This window comes from Citrobacter farmeri, assembly GCF_019048065.1.
Taxonomy (GTDB): Bacteria; Pseudomonadota; Gammaproteobacteria; order Enterobacterales; family Enterobacteriaceae; genus Citrobacter_A; species Citrobacter_A farmeri.
In genome coordinates this window covers 4567770-4583371 of record NZ_CP077291.1, presented here as the reverse complement: position 1 = coordinate 4583371, position 15602 = coordinate 4567770, and the positions used below count along the sequence as shown (strand labels likewise).

The window sequence follows — 15602 nt, the reverse complement described above, 5'->3', positions numbered from 1 at the left end:
CCTTCACCATGGAGGTATCGGGTTTATTTCACTTCTTCCGTGACATTTTCATGTTCTTGCGGTCTAACACGAAGTGTTTTTAACGTCATATTCAGGCAAACCCAACCGGGATTGTCTTTTTATTACCAGGATTGTTGATCAGGGGTTCACATGCAGGGCACAAAAATTCGACTTATAGCGGGCGGTTTGCTGATGATGGCCACTGCTGGCTATGTGCAGGCAGATGCGCTCCAGCCTGACCCGGCATGGCAACAGGGGACGCTGGCAAATGGTTTACAGTGGCAAGTGTTAGCTACTCCGCAGCGCCCCAGCGACCGTATCGAGGTCCGTCTGCTGGTAAATACCGGTTCGCTCACCGAAAGTACTCAACAGAGCGGTTTCAGTCATCTTATTCCCCGTATTGCGTTAACCCAGAGTGGCGGCCTCGATGCCGCACAGGCGCGTTCACTGTGGCAGCAGGGATTTGACCCTAAGCGACCGATGCCGCCCGTGACGGTCTCTTACGATTCCACGCAGTACAACCTTAGCCTGCCCAATAACCGCAACGATCTGCTGAAAGAGTCGCTGAACTATCTGGCGAACACGATGGGCAAACTGACTATCACCCCTGAGGTCGTGAATCATGCCCTGAGTACGGAAGACATGGTCACCACGTTACCCGTCGATACCAAAGAGGGCTGGTGGCGCTATCGCCTGAAAGGGTCGGCGTTGCTGGGGCACGATCCTGCCGAGCCGGTGAAAATGCCGGTGGATGCGGCGAAAGTTCATGATTTCTACCAGAAATGGTATACCCCGGATGCGATGACGCTCATTGTCGTCGGTAACGTCGATGCGCGTTCGGTGGCTGAGCAAATCAACAAAACGTTTGGTGAGCTGAAAGGTAAGCGTGAAACGCCTGCGCCCGTGCCGACGCTGTCGCCATTGCGTGCCGAGGCGGTAAGCATTATGACCGATGCAGTGCGCCAGGATCGTCTCTCTGTGATGTGGGATACGCCGTGGCAGCCGATTCGCGAGTCCGCCGCGCTGTTGCGCTACTGGCGCGCGGATTTAGCGCGTGAGGCGCTGTTCTGGCATGTTCAGCAGGCGTTGAGTAAGAGCAATGCGAAAGATATTGGTCTTGGCTTTGACTGCCGCGTGTTGTTCCAGCGCGCCCAGTGTGCTGTCAACATTGAATCGCCAAACGACAAGGTCACCGCCAATCTGAGCACCGTCGCGCGTGAACTGGCGAAAGTGCGTGATAACGGTCTGCCGGAAGAAGAGTTCAATGCGCTGGTGGCACAAAAGAATCTGGAACTACAGAAACTGTTTGCGACCTACGCGCGTACTGATACCGATATTCTGATCGGTCAGCGCCTGCGTTCGCTGCAAAATCAGGTTGTGGATATCGCGCCCGAACAGTATCAGCGCCTGCGCCAGGATTTCCTGAACAGCCTGACCGTCGAGATGTTGAATCAGGATCTGCGTCAGCAGTTATCACAGGATATGGCGCTGATTCTGCTGCAGCCGAAAGGTGAGCCGGAATTCAACATGAAGGAGTTGCAGGCGACGTGGGAACAGATTATGGCCCCGGTTGCGGCAGCGGCGACGCCAGTTGAAACGGATGAAGTGCATCCGGAAGTGACGGATATTCCGGCGGCGCAGTAGTGAATTTTCCCCCCTCCCTGACGGGAGGGGGGAAAGTCTTATTGCGGCATGGCGTCGCGTGGGATAATCGCCCCGCGATGCTGAATGACGGTGCTGGCAGTCAGGTGACCTCGTTTGGCGGCTTCGGCGGCATCGCCGCCGGTTAAACGGACGGCCAGATACCCGGCGCTGAACGAGTCGCCAGCGGCGGTAGTATCGATCACTTTCTCTTTTGGCAGTTTCACCGCAGGCACGTCGATCGGTTCATTACCGTCGACAGACACCAGGCAAGAATCCGCGCCCCGTTTCACTACCACTTCCTGCACACCCGCGGCATGCGTACGTGCGATCACCTCTTCAACCGGTTTCACGCCCCAGAGCGCATCTTCGTCGTCCAGCGTCAGGAAGGCGATATCGGTGCATTCCAGCATCTTCTGGTAAACCTGCCGGGTCTCTTCTTTGCTGGCCCACAGCCGCGGACGGTAGTTGTTGTCGAAAATGACTTTTCCGCCGTTGGCGCGGCATTCGCGTAGCAGCGACAGCAATTTGTCGCGGCTGGACGGGCTCAGGATTGCAAGGCTGATACCGCTCAGGTAGAGATAGTCAAAGGTTGCCAGTTCTTCGCAAATGGCTGCCGACTGCTCACTCTCCAGCCAGAATTTTGCCGCCGCTTCGTTACGCCAGTAATAGAACGTCCGCTCGCCGGTGCTGTCGGTCTCGATGTAGTAGAGGCCCGGCAGACGGTTTTCCATGCGCTGCGTCAGCGAGGTATCCACGTTTTCACCGTGCCATGATTCCAGCATCTGCTGGCTGAAACTGTCCGTGCCCAGTGCCGTGACGTAGTGCACGGAGAGCGCCGCAGCATCAACCTGACGGGCAATGTAAACGGAGGTATTCAATGTGTCGCCACCGAATCCGCGCTGAACGTCTGCGCCTTTCTGTGACAGCTCAATCATGCATTCGCCAATCACGGCAATCTTTTTGGACATAGTCGTGAACCTGCTTAAAAAAGTTAGCGTTAGTGTGCGCTGTGGGTGTGAGGTGGTCAACCATATTAAAACAACGTTCCAAAATTTTTTTTGAGCCAGTCCGTATTCTGCGTTGATTTTTACAAAACCGTTTTCGATTTTGCGCATGACTGAACATAAAGTTCTCCGTCCGAAGGCCGATAACCTTTGACGAGTCGGGGCGGTAACACACTTAATCACGGGACATCTGAGATGATAAACCAGGTTATCCAGCAGCTAAGCAATTCCGAGGCGAGCGTTGAAAGCTTGCAGGATCGGCGCTTTTGGCTGCAGTGTGATCGTGCTTACACTTATCAGCCGATTTACCAGACCAACGGCCGCCTGTTAGCGGTTGAGCTGCTGACGGTGGTGACGCATCCGGACAACCCAACCCAACGCATCGCGCCTGACCGCTATTTTGCCGGGGTGGCGGTGCGCCATCGCATTGATATCGTCAAAGAACAACTTCAGTTGCTGGAGCAGAAGGCTGACTTTTTCCAGCGTCATGAATTACTGGCCTCCGTGAATGTCGATGGTCCGACACTGCTCACCATGCGCCAGCAGCCCACCATTGTGCAGATGATTGAACGGATGCCGTGGCTGCGTTTTGAGCTGGTAGAACATATTCATCTGCCAAAAGAATCCTCCTTTGCCAGCATGTGCGAGTTTGGTCCGCTGTGGCTGGATGATTTTGGCACCGGGATGGCCAACTTCTCTGCCCTGAACGAGGTCCGCTATGACTACATCAAAGTCTCGCGTGAACTGTTCGTGATGCTTCGCCAGACGCCTGAGGGGCGCAATCTCTTCACGATGCTGCTGCAACTGATGAACCGCTATTGCCGCGGTGTGATCGTTGAAGGGGTGGAAACGCTGGAAGAGTGGCGCGATGTACAACGCTCGCCTGCCTTTGCCGCACAGGGCTATTTTCTGTCGCGTCCGGTGCCATTTTCCCATCTCGATGAGGTCATTCTGTCACTCTAAAAACCGGCAGTTTCCGCTAACTCCGTCTGGCTGGACTATCTTTAGGACAGGCAAGGGAAGACGTGAGGACGCTAACTATGACTAAAGCCGGAAAAATAACTGCTGCGATAACAGGGACTTTCTTGTTGTTGATCGTTGTCGTTATCGTACTAATAGCGACATTTGACTGGAACCGCCTCAAACCGACCATCAACCAGAAAGTCTCTACCGAACTTAACCGACCGTTCGCCATTCGTGGTGATTTGGGTGTCGTCTGGGAGCGCCAAAAGCAGGAGACCGGCTGGCGCAGTTGGGTGCCGTGGCCGCACGTGCATGCTGAAGATATTATCCTCGGCAATCCCCCCGATATTCCTGAGGTGACGATGGTGCACCTTCCCCGCATTGAAGCGACGCTCGCCCCGCTGGCGCTGTTAAGCAAAACCGTCTGGCTGCCGTGGATCAAACTGGTGAAACCCGATGCGCGGTTGATTCGCCTGTCCGAGAAAAACAATAACTGGACATTCGACCTGGCAGGCGCAGAAAACAAAGATCCCAATGCTAAACCGTCTGACTGGTCTTTCCGGCTGGACACGATTCTCTTCGATCAGGGGCGGATCGCTATTGACGATAAGGTCAGCAACGCGGATATCGAGATCCTGGTTGATCCGCTGGGCAAGCCGTTACCGTTCAGTGAAGTGACGGGAAGCAAAGCGAAAGGCGATAACGCGAAGGTCGACGATTATGTGTTTGGCCTGAAGGCGCAGGGACGATACAACGGCGAACCGCTCACCGGAACGGGAAAAATGGGCGGTATGCTGGCGCTGCGTAGCGAAGGCGCAGCGTTTCCGGTGCAGGCCGATTTACGCTCCGGCAATACCCGGGTGGCGCTGGAGGGCGTGGTTAAAGATCCGATGACGATGGGTGGCGTCGATCTGCAACTGAAATTCTCCGGAGACTCGCTGGGCGAACTGTATGACCTGACGGGGGTACTGTTGCCGGATACGCCGCCGTTCGAAACGGACGGTCGGCTGGTGGCGAAAATCGATTCCAGTACGTCTTCGGTGTTTGATTACCGGGGATTCAATGGACGAATCGGCGACAGCGACATTCATGGCTCCCTGACTTATACGACGGGGAAACCGCGTCCGAAACTGGAAGGCGACGTGGAGTCTCGTCAGCTCAGGCTGGCAGATCTGGGGCCGCTGATCGGCGTTGACTCTGGTAAAGGTGCGGAGAAGGCGAAGCGCTCGGAACAGAAAAAGGGCGAAAAGCGTCTACAGCCGGCGGACAAAGTGCTGCCCTATGACCGCTTCGAAACGGACAAGTGGAACGTGATGGACGCCGACGTGCGCTTCAAAGGGCGGCGTATTGAACATGGCAGCAGTCTGCCCATCAGCGATCTCTCAACCCACATTATTCTGCGGAATGCCGACCTGCGCCTGCAACCGCTGAAGTTTGGTCTGGCGGGCGGCAGCATCAGTTCAACGATTCATCTGGAAGGCGACAAAAAGCCGATGCAGGGGCGCGCAGATATTCAGGCGCGTCGTTTAAAACTGAAAGAACTGATGCCGAACGTCGAACTGATGCAGAAAACGCTGGGTGAAATGAACGGTGATGCCGAACTTCGTGGCAGCGGAAATTCCGTGGCGGCGCTGCTGGGCAACAGCAACGGCAACCTGAAACTGCTGATGAACGACGGGCTGATTAGCCGCAACCTGATGGAGATCGTCGGCCTGAACGTCGGGAACTACATTGTTGGGCAGATCTTTGGTGATGACGAAGTGCGGGTCAACTGTGCGGCGGCGAATCTCGATATTGTGAACGGCGTGGCGCGTCCGCAAATTTTCGCTTTCGATACCGAAAATGCGCTGATCAACGTCACCGGGACGGCAAGCTTTGCTTCAGAACAGCTGGATTTGACCATTGATCCGGAGAGCAAAGGCATCCGCATCATTACCCTGCGTTCGCCACTGTACGTGCGCGGGACGTTTAAGTCGCCGCAGGCGGGGGTAAAGGCGGGGCCATTGATTGCCCGTGGCGCGGTAGCTGCGGCGCTGGCGACGTTAGTGACGCCCGCCGCCGCGCTGCTGGCGCTGATTTCACCCTCGGAAGGGGATGCCAACCAGTGCCGGATGATTTTGTCGCAGATGAAGAAGTGATGGTGTGGTCTGCGTTGTGCCGGGGGCGCTTGCGCTTACCCGGCCTACGGAAGTGGTTGTGTTTGTAGGCCGGGTAAGGCGTAGCCGCCACACCCGGCATGTAAAGATTACAGTGACTGGTGACGCGTCTCATGGGTTAACAGCAGCGCGATCAGCGTTAATGCCGCCATAGACGCCAGATAGGTTCCCACTGCCGCCAGCCCATAGTTGGACTGCAACCATGCGGCGATATACGGCGCGACGGACGCGCCCAGAATTGAGGAGACGTTATAGGAGAACGATGCGCCGGTGTAGCGTACTTCGGTCGGGAACAGTTCGGGCAACAGTGCGCCCATCGGCCCAAACGTCAGTCCCATCAGGCTCAACCCCAGCAGCAGGAAGGCGAAGACCAGCGCCGGATTGCCGGATCCCAGTAGCGGTTTAAAGGCGAACAGCGCGAACAGGATAATCATTGTGGTGATGATGACCATGCTCTTGCGACGGCCAAAAGCATCGGCGAGCAAGCCGGCAACCGGCACCATCACGCCAAAGCCAATAACCGCCATCATTAGCATCCATAATACTTCATTGCGCGGCAGACCCAGACCGACCGGCGCAGCGGCGGTACTGAACGTCATCGAATAGACGGTCATGATATAAAACAGTGTATAGGTCGCGAGCATGATGAACGTGCCAAGGATCGTCACGCGAACGTGTTTGGTCAGCAGGGTTCCGAGCGGGATTTTCACCTGTTTTTTCGCGGCAGCCACTTTGGCGAAGACCGGTGTCTCATGCAGCGAAACACGGACATAAAGACCGATAATCACCAGCACCGCAGAGAAGATAAACGGTACGCGCCAGCCCCAGCTCATGAACTGCTCATCGGTCAGCAGCCAGGAGAGCAGCAGGAAGGTGCCGTTGGCAAAGAAGAAACCAATGGGTGCGCCCAACTGCGGGAACGAGCCATACAGCGCACGCTTACGCGGCGGGGCGTTCTCTGTCGCCAGCAGCGCCGCACCGCCCCATTCTCCGCCCAGCCCCAGGCCCTGACCAAAACGTGCCAGCGCCAGCAGCAGCGGGGCGAAGATGCCAATGGTGGCGTAGCCAGGCAGCAGGCCGATGATCACCGTTGAGATCCCCATTGTCAGCAAAGACGCCACCAGCGTCACTTTACGTCCTACCCGATCGCCAAAGTGGCCGAAGAGCGCGGAACCAATCGGGCGAGCGACAAAGGCGATGGCGAACGTGGCGAGCGACTGTAGCGTTGCGGCGGTCGGGTCGCCCTGCGGGAAGAAAATGTGCGGGAAGACAATGACGGCGGCGGTCGCGTAGATGTAGAAGTCGAAGAACTCAATGGCGGTGCCAATGAGTGAGGCGACGACGACCTTATTGCGCGAATTGACCGGGGTATGTTCCTGCTCGTTATCGAGTGTGGTGGCGGTTGCTTGCATAGTATTTTCTTATTTTTGGCGAACGAACGGCCATATTACGCACAGCAAAAGCGACATTTCAATCTGTAACAACCGCTCAACATGGTTAAAAATCAGGCAAAAAGCGGATAATGTTTATGCCTGCGATTTCTCGTCCATGAAATGCTTCACACAATTTTAAAATTAGTGGATAAAACTGGTTTTTGGTTAAATAAAAGTTAAGGGCTGGATTTAAATGCTGAATGAGTGAGGTGATGCGGAAGTAAGTGCCTGACCATATTGCCGGATGACGGCGCAAGCGCCTGATCCGGCCTACGATTTGCGATGTTTTGTAGGCCGGATAAGCGCAGCGCCATCCGGCAGAGGGTGAGAATCAACGGTGCGTTTTGCCCGGCATCCGGGGGTCATCCTTGTACTCGGCAGTCGCAATCCAGGCCGCGCAGAACAGCGTCAGGCGCGCGAAAAAGTAGAAGAACGCCATCAGCCCCAGCACGGAACCAAACGCCGCGCCGGAGGGCGATTTCACCAGTGCCGGCAGGGTCCAGGTCATGATGATTTTAATGACCTCAAAGCCAATCGCCGCAATCAGCGTACCGCGAATCAACGCTTTTTTACGCGGGCGATGACGAGGCAAGCGCCAGAAAATCCAGAAGAACAGCAGATAGTTGGCGAAAATAGAGATCGCCAGACCAATCAACCGCCAGGTGGGTTTCAGCCACTCTATGCTGTCGAGGTAGAGGGCGGAGATAATCATCTGTTGCGCCGAACCGGCGACCGAGGTGATCGACAGCGTCACAATCAGCGCAATCAACAGGCCAATCAGTGAGATAAAATCACGCAGGTATTTGATCCAGATTTTCTCCTGATCCTGCGGCGTGCGTTCCCAGACGTCCCGCGACTGGGCGCGTATCGCCTCGCGCAGATTACCCATCCAGTTAATCCCGGAGTAGAGGGCGATCCCTAACCCGACCAGACCGACGGTAGTACGCTGCTGTACAGCAGTATTGATGGTACTTTTCAGCGTCGCGGCAAGCGTCGGGTCGCTGACGTTCATCAGGATTTTATTGAAGATGTCCTGCAATAGCGTGGGATGTGAGGCGAGAATAAAGCCTGCGGCGGCAAATGACACCATCAGGATAGGGATCATAGACAAAAACGAGAAGTAGGTAATGGCCGCGCCGAACTGATTCCCTAACCGATCGTTAAAGCGTTCAGCCGCACGGAGCAGGTGCGCAATCACCGGGATGCGCTGGATTTTTTCGACGGTGGTGGTGACCGTTTTCAGCGTCTCGCTGGCGGTGCTTTTCTTCTCGTGTTCTGCGGTTGCGGTTGTGTCGACTTTGCGCACCGGATCGTGTTCAAGTTCCTCAGTGGGGCGTTTTACGTTGTTATCCTGCATCATCAGGTCAGGCGTCCTTCTTTTGTTAATTCTCTGGACAGTATAGCGTCTCAGTCCACGTAGTCCTTCATCACGCCCGTCAGCCACTCCATAAGCAGGTGCACGCGGCGTGAAAGATTACGCCGGTGCGGGTAAAGCAGCGATACCGGCATCGGCGAGGCGCGGTACTGCGGCAGCACCTCAACGAGCGTACCGCTACGTAACGCCTCGCGAACCCCTACGCGAGGAACCTGAATAATTCCCAGCCCTGCCAGACAGGCGGCGTGATAGGTTTCGGTGCTATTTACCGTCAGGGTGCCGCCGGTTTTTATCCACTGCGTCCCGCTGCTGGTGGCGATTTCAAAACCCGGCGGTCGTGTCCCCAGATTGAGCGAATAGTGCACCACCGCATGGGAGGCGAGATCCTCAAGGCTTTCCGGATAGCCAAAACGCGTCAGGTATTGCGGGCTGGCACAGTTGATCACGGTAAGCTTGCCCAGTGGACGTGCGATCAGGCCGGAATCCTTCAGCGTGCCGACTCGCACCACGCAGTCAAAACCTTCGCGGACCAAATCCACTAACCGGTCACTGCTGCTGAGTTCCAGTTCAATTCCCGGATACTGCTGTAAAAAAGCGGGAAGGCGGGGGATTACCAGATTTCGTGCAACGCCAACCGGCATATCGACCCGTAATTTGCCGCTAATACTGGTGGGATCGTGCTGAAACAGGCCGTCGAGTTCATCCAGATTACTCAACAAATCTTTCGCCCGTTCGTAATAGACCATGCCGTCTTGCGTCAGCTGTACCCGCCGCGTGGTGCGGTGCAAAAGCTGGGTACCCAGATGGTTCTCCAGCGCCTGAATCTGGCGCGATACGCTACCTTTAGGGAGTCCCAGAGTGTCGGCAGCGCGAGAAAAACTCTCCAGTTCTGCGACACGAATGAATAACTGCATTGCATGAATTTTATCCATTCTATGACCCTATTGTTGTTCCGGATGAAACAGTCATGCGCAATTAGCGACATTTATTGTTTTTCTATCACCTAATAAGCTTTATCTCAATCAACACAACAGCTGAAATGAGGTTTCTTATGACGCAACGTATCGCATTGGTGACCGGTGGGAGCCGTGGACTGGGTAAAAACGCCGCGCTTAAGCTGGCGGACAAAGGAACGGATATTCTCTTTACCTATCACAGCCAGCAGCAGGCAGCGCTGGATGTTGTCGCTGAAATTGAGCAAAAAGGCAGGAAAGCGGCAGCAATTCAACTGAATGTCGGTGATACTGCTGGCTTTGTCGCTTTCGCCGCTGAAGTGAAAACACAGTTGCAAACCCGCTGGAATCGGCAGACGTTCGATTATTTAGTGAACAATGCCGGGATCGGCTTATATGCGCCTTTTGCCGACACGTCGGAAGAGATGTTTGACGAACTGATGCGCATTCACTTTAAAGGCCCGTTTTTCCTGACGCAGCACCTGCTGCCGCTGATCAACGAGGGTGGGCGTATTCTTAATGTTTCAACCGGGCTGGCGCGTTTTGCTCTGCCGGGGTACGCCGCCTACGCGTCAATGAAAGGGGCGATGGAAGTGCTGACGCGTTACCAGGCGAAAGAACTCGGCGCGCGTGGGATCTCGGTCAATGCCATCGCGCCCGGTGCTATTGAGACCGATTTTGGCGGTGGACGCCTGCGGGATAATAAAGAGCTGAATGCGTATGTGGCTTCGCAAACGGCGCTGGGGCGCGCCGGTCTTCCCGATGATATTGGCGATGCGATTGCCGCGTTACTCAGCGACGAACTGGCCTGGATGACGGCACAGCGTATTGAAGTCTCTGGAGGGATGTTCCTGTAAGCCGAATTCAGCGAGCCGTTGTGCTCGCTGAATGAACATGAAATGCGAATTTTAATTCTGTTACATAATTCCGCGCAGGTGACAATTTCCTTTTTCATGCGCGTTCGTTATTCTCTCTTTAATTTAATATTCAATAAATTTAAGAGACGGTTAAATATAAGGAATTCCTTATTTTGTCACCGGCTTTTTATACCCGGATGTAATTCTTGTGTTTCAGCTGTAAAAATTTATTATTTTTACTTTCCTCCCATCCCGATATCTGTAGAATGACCCTCCGCCAAATGGCGAATGTTTATTTTACCCGTTGGGTAATACCCTTCCCCTCCTTAATATTATTATCGGAAACGGTGGAGAGAGTAATGCAAATCATCATGTTTGACAGGCAGTCAATATTTATTCATGGAATGAAAATCAGTTTACAACAGCGAATTCCAGGAGTGAGTATTCAGGGTGTCAGTCAGGCCGATGAACTCTGGTACAAACTGGAAGAGAACCCGGAAGCCCTGCTTATGCTGGATGGCGATCTTGACGGCGAATTTTGCCGTTGGCTTCTGCAAAAAACGGTGCAACAGTTCCCACTCGTCAAAACCTTAATCATCGCGACAGACTGCGGTAAAAAAGGGTTGCAGGAACTGGCGCAATATAACGTATTGGCCATTATTCCACGTGATTCTGAGCCGGAAAAATTTGCGCTGGCGATCAACAGCGTCGCGATGGGGATGATGTTGCTACCCGGCGAATGGTTAACGACGCCGCCCACGGAATGCCGCGATATTAATACGCTAAGCACTCGTCAACGAGAGATTTTAGCAATGCTGGCGTCAGGTGAGTCAAATAAGGAAATTGGCCGCGCACTAAATATCAGCACCGGAACGGTGAAGGCGCATCTTGAATCACTTTATCGCCGACTGGATGTGAAAAATCGTACCCAGGCGGCCATGCTGTTGGTTCAGTCGTAATAACCTGTAATTATATTACGACCGGAGATCCTGCGGTCGTAATATAGTCCTGTTTTAATAGCCCCAGCAGCCAGTCATTATGCCAGCGCTGTTGCAGCCAGTAACTCTCCCTGAGCGTGCCTTCCAGTACAAATCCCACTTTCTCCAGCAGATGCCTGGAAGCCTGATTACCTTCGGTGACGCAGGCGGTCAGACGGCGCAGACCACCACGGGTAAATGCGTAATCACAGACGGCCCGTAACGATTCTGTTCCGTATCCCTTTCCCTGCGCGTCAGGTGCCAACAGAAACCCAACCTCAGCGCACGCTTCTGCACGATGAATGTAGCCCGTCACCCCGAGAGGGGCGTGGGTTTCGTTATCGCACAGGATCAGACACAGCCAGTGTGCGTCACCCGGATGCCACGCGGGTAAGCGTGAATCGAACGCTTCCCGAATCTCGCTTTCACTTCGCGCGTCGGCGACATGGCGCATCACGTCCGGGTTTTGCTGGAGAGCGAGAAAAAAGGGCCAATCGGCAGAGTCGATCGGGCGACAGGTCAGACGGGCTGTTTTCAGTATGGGCACGGGCTCTCTCCTGAGATATTTCTCAATGTTCACGTAGCGGTCACTGTAATAATTATTGAACTTGTTATATCTATAAAAACTAATAATTAAAACAAAGAACTAAAACAAAATTAATGACCTCCGTATGGGGTGCTTTTAGCGAAGGAAGAGAATGACGATTAGCGTTTTGACCACACGCACGACCTTTGAGCACTGTCTGGGCATTATCCGCCAGGCTTCAGTGGAGATCCTGCTGCTATTGGGTGTGCATGCCTCTGACGGTAAAGACCCGCGCTGGTTTCTGGAACACCTGGATCAGGCCCGGCTTAATCTGGGCGGCTGGAGCCAGGTCGCCCGGCGTTTGCACCTTAACGACGCGCAACTGAGTCAGTTCACGCTGCAACTGCGTCATCTTCAGCAGTGCGTACCGCAATATGACAGCGGGCAGGAGGTCAGTGAGAACCAACTGATTGCCGCTCTGCGCGTGGTCAGGTCGCTGGAGCAACTGCGCCATCATCAGCCGTTACTCAATTTTAAAACAGAGATTGAAGAGGCAGACCACAGCCAGCAAATGCGCGCAGAGCGACAGCTACGTGCGATCGAACTGACCCTGACCGCACTGATCTCACAGATGTGGCCGGATAAAACACAGCTCAATAATTACCTTAAAGACAATTTTGGCGCGGATAAGCTCAGACGCTGGATTAAGCTGGGTGAACGCCAGGATCCGCTCAATGGCATGCGTTTTAGCGAGCTGGCGCTGATGATTGTCGATAAGAAGAGTTTTACCCGCCACTATTCCGGAATCTTTAACGATGCGTCCGTGCTGACCCTGTTTGTCGAACCGCGTCTGACCCTGCGGGTGTTTCTCGATGACTGTCGGCAGGCGCGTAACACGGTGCTGGCCGGGGAGCCACTTTCATCGGCACAGCTAACGTTACTCTCCTGTCAGTTTCAGCATATCGTCCGTCCCGTCCAGCGGGCCTATGAGCAGGGACGCGCCCGCATTAACCCGGCAGCGTTGATGATCGTGGAAGAGGGGCAACTGGCGCAGTTTTGGGAGGAGGCACGGAAAAAGGACCGTCAGGCCGGAGGCGATGCAGAGGAGATCGGCGAATCTGTTGAACCGCCACGTAAGCGTTCGCTGCGTACGGCAGAAGAACGCGAGCAGCTGATCACGGGTGTGCTCTGGGGGGCGGTGGGGCTCATGGTGATCGCCATCCTGGGCGGCGGTGCGTGGTTAGTGAGTTCGCAGCCGCCCGCGCCCGCGCCGAACATCAAGATCACTCAGGCGGAACCCAAGCGCGAATTGCCTTCCGCACGCGAAATGGTGACGCAGATGGGCATCACCTGGGACGTGTTTAACATGCGTGCGGCGATTGATCGCAATGACACTCGGGTCACCGCGCTCTTCTTACAGGGCGGTATGAACTGGCAGGTCTCGTGGACCGAAACGGCGTTTTCCCGCGATAACACAGATGTCCTCGACCTGCTGTTGCGTTATCCCTCACAGATGGATGAGAGTAAACCCTGTCGCCGGTTTATCAATACGCTCGGCCACGCCATGTCTGACGGCGCGTCGTTGAACGGTCAACGCAAGGCCTGGCTGCGGCGTTTTTGCACCGTGCCAGCGGTGGTATCACGACAGCAGCATGATGCAGAACAGGCGGAACGGCGTTACCGCGCCGATCCCAGCGCGGATAACAAAAAATGGCAGAAAATTCAGCGCGATATTTACGAAGTGATCCGTTAGCCGTTATGGCTCGCCATACAGCCCAATTAAGCGGCGTGCGACGCCGTTGGTCCAGCCAAAGCCATCCTGCAACGGATATTCGCCGCCGCCCCCTTCGCGCGGGGTGCTGCTGGCGATGTGGTATTTCTCAATGAGCTTATGATGCTGTTGATAAAAATGATTCACCGTCTGCAGCCAGCTATGGGCGATTTCATCCCCCAGCGCATCATCACCGTACATCTTAAAGCCCTGAATCGCCATCCACTGTAGCGGTGCCCAGCCGTTGGGTTTATCCCACTGTTCACCCGTTTCGTATTCGGAGGCCATAATACCGCCGGGGGTCAACAGGCGGCTGCGTATAGTATCTCCCAGCCGATCGGCCTGTTCATGCGTCGCCATCCCGACGTAGAGCGGAACGATGCTGGCGGCAGAAAACAGCGCCATCTGTTCACGCCGCCAGTCATAGTCGCGATAGCAGCCATTTTCCTCATCCCATAAATAGCGGTTGACGGCAGCCCGCCGGTTGCTCGCCTTCTGGCGAAACTGTGCCTCGACGTCGCGTTCTCCTTTCAGCGCCGAGATATTGGCAATGGTGCTCTCAAGTTTGAACAGGAACGCATTGAGATCGATAGGGATAAACTGCGTGGTGCGAATGCTTGCCAGTCGTCCGGCGTCGCGCAGCCAGCGGGAGGAGTAATCCCAGCCGGACGCCGCGCCTGCACGCAGATCGCGATACACCTCATTCGGTGGCCGTCCTGAGTGTTTGGCGGTCTCCACATCCTCCAGCCATGACTCATCGCGCGGCGTGTCGCGGTCATCCCAGTAGCGGTTGAGCAGAGAACCGTCTGGCATCCTGACGACGTGACGATAGGCCTGGTTGAGCACCAGTGATTCTGCGCCGTCCATCCAGAAGGCATACTCCATTTTCAGATGGTCGAGGTAGCGCCGCGCGCCACGTACGCCGTCTTCCTCGAACAACTCGACCATCAGCGCGAATACCGGCGGCTGCGAGCGGCTGAGATAATAGGTGCGATTGCCGTTCGGAATGTGGCCGTAGTTTTCAATCATCCACGCGAAGTTATCTGCCATACACTTCAGCAGGTCTTCTCGACCGCTTTCCGCCAGGCCCAGCATGGTGAAATAGGAGTCCCAGTAGTAGGTCTCGCTGAATCGCCCACCCGGTACGATATAGGACTGCGGCAGTGCCAGCAGCGATGACCACGGAATGTGATCCTGCGGCTCCCGGGTTAGCACCGGCCACAACTGGTCAATATGCTCTTTCAGGGAGTGTTCGGGGTTGGAGACATATTCGGTGCCGTACGCTTCCGGCAACCAGAAATGATTTTCGATAAAGCGTCGCAGATCGAAATCCCGATGGCGGCGGACTTTACGGTAGCGAATCAGAATATCGAGCGGATCCATTTTCGGCGCGCAGTCAGGAAAGGTTTTGCTGTCGGCAAAAATTTTTGAACACTGAACGTGCTCAAACAGTTCGAGATAGCGGTCGGCTGGCGTCAGAGCGTCAGAGGCGGGTAACCCCTCGATCATCTCAGGTTCCGGTTCTGCCTCGATCATCTCATCCAGCTTTAACTCGCACGGATCCGTTTCGTAGACAAGATCGACATCGATCGTGAATTCCTCAGATGGGGCGTGTTGCAGTTTCTGGTTGATCATAATGAGAAAGGCCTCCGGATTGCGTCGTAAAAGATACGGGTGTTGCCCGGCTATCTTTTAAGCGTAGACATTCGCTTCGGTGTGCGGGGTGCAAAGCGTGCGGTAGATCACATTTAAGCCGCCAGCCTTTAATGTAATAACAATATAGCGCACTGATAATTCGAAATAATTATTTCCAGCGTAATTTATGAAAAGGCTTATTTTCGGAACATTCGATTGCAACGAGTTGTGAATGAGTTAAACCTTACTCTTAATAGGGAAAAGCTATCTCATCGATAGATGCCGCCCATGTAATTGATTGATACTTA

At 54.7% G+C, this 15602-nt stretch carries 12 protein-coding genes; 6 read left to right on the top strand and 6 right to left on the bottom strand.

What is annotated here, in order from left to right:
• Positions 1–150 precede the first annotated feature (150 nt).
• Positions 151–1644: a M16 family metallopeptidase gene (locus I6L53_RS21670; protein WP_042323142.1), complete on the top strand. Its 1494-nt coding sequence runs from the start codon at positions 151–153 to the stop codon at positions 1642–1644.
• Positions 1645–1682: 38 nt separating this feature from the next.
• Here I6L53_RS21670 and kdgK read toward each other — a convergent pair whose 3' ends face one another.
• Positions 1683–2612, bottom strand: a complete 930-nt coding sequence (gene kdgK / locus I6L53_RS21665; protein WP_042323140.1) for a 2-dehydro-3-deoxygluconokinase — start codon at positions 2610–2612, stop codon at positions 1683–1685.
• 231 nt (positions 2613–2843) lie between these two features.
• Between kdgK and pdeH the strand changes: the two genes are divergently transcribed.
• Both pdeH and I6L53_RS21655 read left to right on the top strand, forming a co-directional pair.
• Positions 2844–3611, top strand: a complete 768-nt coding sequence (gene pdeH, locus I6L53_RS21660) for a cyclic-guanylate-specific phosphodiesterase (protein WP_042323137.1) — start codon at positions 2844–2846, stop codon at positions 3609–3611.
• A 77-nt stretch (positions 3612–3688) separates the two neighbouring features.
• Complete coding sequence (locus tag I6L53_RS21655) at positions 3689–5749, top strand: AsmA family protein (protein ID WP_042323134.1); 2061 nt, start codon at positions 3689–3691, stop codon at positions 5747–5749.
• Between the two features lie 107 nt (positions 5750–5856).
• On the opposite strand, the gene I6L53_RS21650 is transcribed toward I6L53_RS21655, so the two are convergent.
• The 3 genes from I6L53_RS21650 to I6L53_RS21640 form a co-directional block, all read right to left on the bottom strand.
• Positions 5857–7179, bottom strand: a complete 1323-nt coding sequence (locus tag I6L53_RS21650) for an MFS transporter (RefSeq protein WP_042323132.1) — start codon at positions 7177–7179, stop codon at positions 5857–5859.
• 352 nt (positions 7180–7531) lie between these two features.
• The gene (gene yhjD, locus I6L53_RS21645) at positions 7532–8560 is read right to left on the bottom strand and encodes an inner membrane protein YhjD (protein WP_042323130.1); all 1029 of its coding nucleotides are present in this window, start codon (positions 8558–8560) and stop codon (positions 7532–7534) included.
• Positions 8561–8607: 47 nt separating this feature from the next.
• Positions 8608–9507 carry a LysR family transcriptional regulator gene (locus tag I6L53_RS21640; RefSeq protein WP_042323128.1) on the bottom strand — a complete coding sequence of 300 codons (900 nt, stop codon included), beginning with the start codon at positions 9505–9507 and terminating at the stop codon, positions 8608–8610.
• 119 nt (positions 9508–9626) lie between these two features.
• On the opposite strand from I6L53_RS21640, the gene I6L53_RS21635 reads away from it, so the two are divergent.
• Together I6L53_RS21635 and I6L53_RS21630 are read left to right on the top strand one after the other, a co-directional pair.
• The gene (locus I6L53_RS21635) at positions 9627–10385 is read left to right on the top strand and encodes an SDR family NAD(P)-dependent oxidoreductase (RefSeq protein WP_042323126.1); all 759 of its coding nucleotides are present in this window, start codon (positions 9627–9629) and stop codon (positions 10383–10385) included.
• A gap of 359 nt (positions 10386–10744) precedes the next feature.
• A complete protein-coding gene (locus I6L53_RS21630; RefSeq protein ID WP_042323124.1) occupies positions 10745–11344 on the top strand; it encodes a helix-turn-helix transcriptional regulator in 600 nt (199 codons plus the stop codon).
• Positions 11345–11354: 10 nt separating this feature from the next.
• Here I6L53_RS21630 and I6L53_RS21625 read toward each other — a convergent pair whose 3' ends face one another.
• Positions 11355–11909 (bottom strand): GNAT family N-acetyltransferase, encoded by a 555-nt coding sequence (locus tag I6L53_RS21625; protein ID WP_042323122.1) that lies wholly within the window; start codon positions 11907–11909, stop codon positions 11355–11357.
• Between the two features lie 151 nt (positions 11910–12060).
• Here I6L53_RS21625 and I6L53_RS21620 point away from each other — a divergent pair, with 151 nt between their 5' ends.
• Positions 12061–13641 carry an STY4199 family HEPN domain-containing protein gene (locus tag I6L53_RS21620; protein WP_042323121.1) on the top strand — a complete coding sequence of 527 codons (1581 nt, stop codon included), beginning with the start codon at positions 12061–12063 and terminating at the stop codon, positions 13639–13641.
• 3 nt (positions 13642–13644) lie between these two features.
• On the opposite strand, the gene I6L53_RS21615 is transcribed toward I6L53_RS21620, so the two are convergent.
• Positions 13645–15294, bottom strand: a complete 1650-nt coding sequence (locus tag I6L53_RS21615) for an alpha,alpha-trehalase (RefSeq protein WP_042323120.1) — start codon at positions 15292–15294, stop codon at positions 13645–13647.
• Between the last annotated feature and the right edge of the window lie 308 nt (positions 15295–15602).